The organism is Aliiroseovarius marinus, assembly GCF_004360145.1.
GTDB classification, from domain to species: Bacteria; Pseudomonadota; Alphaproteobacteria; order Rhodobacterales; family Rhodobacteraceae; genus Aliiroseovarius; species Aliiroseovarius marinus.
The window spans coordinates 1-5,600 of record NZ_SAIT01000033.1; the positions used below are offsets into that span (position 1 = coordinate 1).

At 49.7% G+C, this 5,600-nt stretch carries 3 protein-coding genes; all 3 read right to left on the minus strand.

All coding sequences use genetic code 11. The features are described 5' to 3' along the window. Positions 1-91 precede the first annotated feature (91 nt). A complete protein-coding gene (locus EOL43_RS15240) occupies positions 92-676 on the minus strand; it encodes an ANTAR domain-containing response regulator (protein ID WP_133489774.1) in 585 nt (194 codons plus the stop codon). Positions 677-882: 206 nt separating this feature from the next. Continuing rightward, on the minus strand, positions 883-2,751 hold the full coding sequence (locus EOL43_RS15245; protein WP_133489775.1) for a glycosyltransferase family protein: 1,869 nt from the start codon (positions 2,749-2,751) through the stop codon (positions 883-885). A 208-nt stretch (positions 2,752-2,959) separates the two neighbouring features. Then, complete coding sequence (locus tag EOL43_RS15250) at positions 2,960-5,314, minus strand: glycosyltransferase family 2 protein (protein ID WP_133489776.1); 2,355 nt, start codon at positions 5,312-5,314, stop codon at positions 2,960-2,962. Positions 5,315-5,600 lie beyond the last annotated feature (286 nt).

Genomic DNA, 5,600 nt, shown 5'->3' on the forward strand with positions numbered 1-5,600 from the left:
CTTAGCGTGGTTCTACGAAGAAACCTTCCGATGGGGCCTAATGGCGCGCAATCGACAAGCGGAACAAACCCGCACTGAACCGTGCGTAACGTCATCGCAACAACTCCGCTGCCGTGATCAAAGCTTGGGCGACATCAATCATGCGTTTGCCCTGATCCATCGCGGATTTGCGCATCAACTGATACGCTTCTTCTTCGCTCAGCCCCTTGGCGCGGATCAAAAGACCCTTGGCGCGATCAATGGTTTTCCGGTTCTCCAAAGCCTGCTTGGCCGCTTCCAGTTCAGACTGCATCTGGCTCATCATGCGGAACCGCGCGATGGCCGTTTCAAGAATGGGGCGAATGCGGTCGCCAGAAAGCCCCCCCACGACATAGGCGCTTAGACCTGCACGTACCGCCGCGGCCGAAAGCTCGGGGTTACTTTGATCCACAAACATGGCAACTGGCCGCTGATGCGCGCCGGATACCTCGCTGAGCGCCTCCAAAGTATCCCGACGGGGGTTGCTCAGATCAATCAGCACAATGTCCGGGTCATGTTCGGACAAAGCCGCAGCAAGATGACTGTCATCCGAGATGATTGCCACATCTGCCCAGCCACCATGGCAAAGCGCCTCGGTGACTTCCTCGGCACGCTCTTTGTGCTGTTCTACGATGACAATTTTCAAAGGGTGAGACATAGCCGCGATATAGCAAGCCATCTTGCGGGAACTCACGCAAAGCCAGTCGGATCCGATGCAAGAAACGGCAACTGCCGCAATATTGACCAAATATCCAAACCAGCGCCCAATAAATTGGCGCCTGCCCGCCACCCTCGCAGCCGTAAAAGGCCAATCAGACGGTTTGAACCCAGGACGCCGTTAAGGCGGGACGCGGCATGAATAAGCTATGCCAAAATGCTGGTGATCGACTTAAGAAGGCGACGTATCCGGACATAAACTTTGTTTACCAACCAGCCCCTCAGATCCACCCTACGACCGGCATGTTGTCGCGTTCTGTTGGCAAGGGCTTCTAACTCAAACGAGATCCCGAAGCGCTTCTCGAAGTCGCTGATCAAACGCAGGGCAAAAGCGTCGTTGCCGGTCTCACCACGCTCAGATTGCGCCGCACTATGGACATCTAGTTTGTCTATCAGGTCGCTTTTTTCATGGTCTAGAAGAAGCCGACGATCGCGAAACGCGCTATTCAAGGCAGCCTTGCATCCATTGAATTCAGACAGCCCTTTATCCATAGCCCGAGACTTCATGTCATAGAACGCGCGCAAAAAGTCACTATGGCTGAAATTGAACAGCAACAGCTCTGTTCCAATAGAAGCGTTTTCTGACGTGCCCTTGCTGTTACCTGCACCATGCTGTGGATCTGCAGCATCAGGCGCAACCCCGGATGCGTGTTCATCAGAAATTCCTGCAATCAAGCAGTCGTTCATACGTAACCGAAACAGGCTGCCCAAATCGCTTTTGACAAAAACGTCAGGACTTAAGAACAGCAGCCGCTCGACATCTACATACCGATTGATCAGTGTCAGACCAATCTCTGACCGGTTGGCGGAGTTCTTACCTATGATCCGGTCAAGATCGCCACTAATGTCAAATATCTCAATCTCTTCCACAGCATCAAGGTTCTTGATCTGTCTTAAACAGCTTAATTGCTCATCGTGGATTTGGTCAGCAAGTACGAAGAAGCGGATGCTGGTATTTTCAGATACGCCGCCAACAACTGACAGCATGGACGCAAATGTTGATGTCAAAGCGTCCCGGTCGGTGACATATGCTATGTTGATCTCGGGGCCCGTATACTTCGCTACAGGGTCTAGCGAGAGTTCTACCACGTCGGGACAGGGCTTATTCTTGATTGGGGAAGAAATAAGTGCCCCGATATTCACCTCAGCCAAAAGGTTTTCTGAGCGCAATCTCGCAGCCTGATCTGACGGCAGAACAAAGAAATCTCGATAGAGTTTTTCTAAGGCATTTTCACCTCGCTGCGCCTGCGATTTGATCAGAAGCGCCTGTTCTTTTCTTACAGGGCTCATACCTGCAGCGACTACTGTGCCATTTATCCGATCAAACCATTTCTTCTTCCAAAGCCCAAAGCTGGAAGAGTCAAAATGTAGAAGGCATCCCTCGGCATAGCTGGCTGTCTTCGCGCTGTGACCGTCCAAAGGACCATGAACGCTGATGTTGAAGCTTGAAAGGGGCAACCGGTAAACAGTTTTGCCTTTAGTGTGCCCCCAAAACCCGTTTCGCAGCAAACATGCATACGCCCCGAAGAACTCATACAGGCTGAAGTCAACAGGCGAGATTTTAGCAAGCGACAATGTTGCGCCGAACGGATGATGAATATCGTCCTGAGGGCTGAAACGCATTTCTTTCGTGCGGAAAGTAATCGCCTGAGTGCTGGAACCAGCAGCTTCAAACAGCGCGCCGACCGATTGTGTCACTTGGACCAGTTCATCCCCATCATGACATAGGAGCCATCTACTCCCAACTTCTTCGGCTCGTTTGGCTGCATCCAAATAGCAATCAACCTGACGCGCTTCTACATTGCTTCCCACGCCAAACCGGGAATTCCAATAATCCGCGTCGCATCTGACAATAGTCAATTTAACGTGGTCAAACTCATAGTTACTTTCTGCGTAAAGAAAGACGTGGTCGACCCCAAGGTTCAAATAATAGTTCACCAGACAGATAATTTGCTCGCTTGAACCATTGTGCATTACAGCCACGCTGCACTTGTCGAATGGGCTATTAGGAAACATCCTCAGTTCTTTCGTTTGGCGTAGGGTAATGTTCGCAGCACTCCTTGGTTACCGCGCGCTTTGCTGAAAAGGCCGAGCTTTGCACTTACTTAGTGTCGTCTTCAAATTCAGCCCTCTGAATCATAGCAAGTAGATGGTTTACCTAGAATATCTTATCCCTAAGCTTCTTATCTACTATCTTTCACCAGATGATCATTGCGAAGGCGGTTCAGTTCAGAGCGCGTCGAACGAGGCGGACAAGCTTCAGGAGTGGCTTTGAAAGGGTGCCAATCCAGCTTTCTTTGAGCTTTGTGTATCGCCCATGAGCAAATGACATTTCATTCAGACGGTTTTTGGTTTCTGCAAAACGTCCTGGCTCATGCTTCAGCTGCTCCATAGTCCAACGCACGTTGTCATACCGAAACTGAGCTGAATGTGCGCAGGACGCCTGAAACAGATCAAAGGGAAGGACGTTCCCGATTTGTGGCGATCCATCTTTCGTCCTCTGGTGGTCAAACCACTCTTGGCCCGAAAGCTCTTCATCCTGTTTGGATTGGAATAGCCGGAAGTTTGAGGATCGAAGCGCCTCGTTCTGGCTGATGTTGCGCAACAATTCTTCGCGCTGGTTGCGCGAGGTCCACAAAGCTTTACTTTGCATCACGGCGAATGCCTGTGCATCAGAGAGCGCGACGTTCACTGGCCGAAAAGTAAGTTCCAAGCCTTCGAAATACTTATCTCCTAGGATGCTGGAAAACCACTTTCCTGATCCTTCTTGTTTCACCACTTCGTAGCTGTCGAAATGGGTGCGCACAACGTTGGGTGCAGTTTGAAGAGTTCTTCGAATCTTATCAAACTGCAGCATTCCATTGCCGCTAAGTTGCTCTTGAAACTCAGCAGGACTTAAGAATTTATCATTGTGGATGGACGAGATGACCTCTCGGTACATCGATCTTAGCCAGCTTTGCGGCTCGCGGAAAAGCGCGACAATCTCAATCTTGGGAAAGCCAAGTTCGCGTGTGATCTTATGGACGATTTCCTCAAGATCGGCAAAGTCACTATCCTCGAAGTACAAATGCGATAATACGCTTTCAGCCGACATAACAACGGTGTGAACCTTTACAGGCTGCGCTTCGATCTCATAGGCAAGTTGGTCTTGGAATGCGTTAAAGATTTCCGCATCTGCTGTAATACCAAGTAGCGCTTTCAAATAGGCAGAATGACCCGCAGACCGCATCCGTCTTTCACCACGCTCGCGACCCACGCCGGTAACCGGATAAAGCACGCCCTTTTTGGAAAGATCCCGCCTGTGGATCTCCAACATATCCTGAATAGCGGACGTGCCGGTTTTCGGTTGGCCAAGGTGCAGTACTAGCCGTTCTACACCTGCAAGTAACTCGCCTGCAGGCCTCGAAGGCTTCAAGCTACTGTCAATGGCGTTTCTATGGAACCGAAGATAATGCGTAAGGCATTCTTGCGCCCAATCAAAGCTTTCAAGCTCGTACAGCTCGTGCACTTGTGCCAGATTCAGTCGCTCACGGTTCAAGACGCGGCGCAGCAGGTCAAACCTACTCGCCTTGATGCAAATTCGTGCGATATCCAGATCACCTTCGAATACCCAATCGGCGACTCGGTGTCGGCTTGAGAAATGTGGGTTTTGGTAAAGGATGTTATCCTTGTGTGTAAGCTTTTGTAGATTGGTAAAATAGGTCTGAAGCTTCGGAGAAAGGTCGCCGATCGTTGTGTACTTATCAACCGTGGAAAGTTCGGATTGGATTAACGGCGCCCAATTGCGGAGCATTGCAATCCAGTACCTAACTGCATTGGCATCAGAAAACTCCCGAATATTGCGTCCAGCCGCACGCACTTGATCATAGTTCTCACTGACGATCTCCATATGCGTGGAAAACATCTCGAACTGATCCCAAGTCACTCGTTTCATGGTGCTGTTTTCGTGTTCGCGATAAACCAGTATCGGCATATCGATAATGCTCATCCGTTCAGCAAGCATCATCGCCCACGTAAAGAATACGCGGTCTTCGCGTTGGCGAAGGCGATCTGAATAACGAATAGAATGTCGCTCAAGGAATGAACGTTCGAAAAGTATCTGCCACTGCATGCCGATATTTGTAAACTCGGGATGTGTTTCGACCGTTCCAGTTACACCTTTAAGTACATCAGATTGCTCAATCGTTTCGATTTCACCATTCTCTTTCAATCGAAGATAGTGACCGATGCACATGTCGCTTTTTGTCGTTTTCGCATGAGCAACCCATCTACTCAGCACCAATTCATCGACATACCAATCATCAGAATCGAGCATCGCGACATAGCGCCCAGTTGCGACATCCAAACCCCGGTTTCGAGATATGGCCTGCCCTATGTTTTCGTCGTTCTCCAGAATAAGAAGATTATCAAACTCGGTTGCCAGATGCTTTACAATTTCAAGCGAGTTATCGGTACTGCAGTCATCAATCAGGATGACTTCACAGTTCACATCCTTCTGTTCTAATGCCGAACGCAAGCACTGCTCGATATATTGTGAGGTATTGTAGCAGGGGACAATAATGCTGACATCAACGGTCATATTCGAGAACCTCTTACATACGTGGCAACGGTTTTTCTGCAGATACTATATTCTTGATAGAGTGATCATCCTGCGGCTATTAAATTTGCTGGGGCAGTGCAACCAGTAAGTTGTCCCAGCACCGACGTCAGCACCCTCCGGACAGGTTCATGGGCTTGAACAACGGGTTTCTTGTTCATCGATGAAGCTGCTCAGACACGTCTGACCCTATGTCGGACCGGCCAAAAACATTCATCAATTGATATGGCCCCATCGGAAGGTTTCTTCGTAGAACCACGCTAAGGAA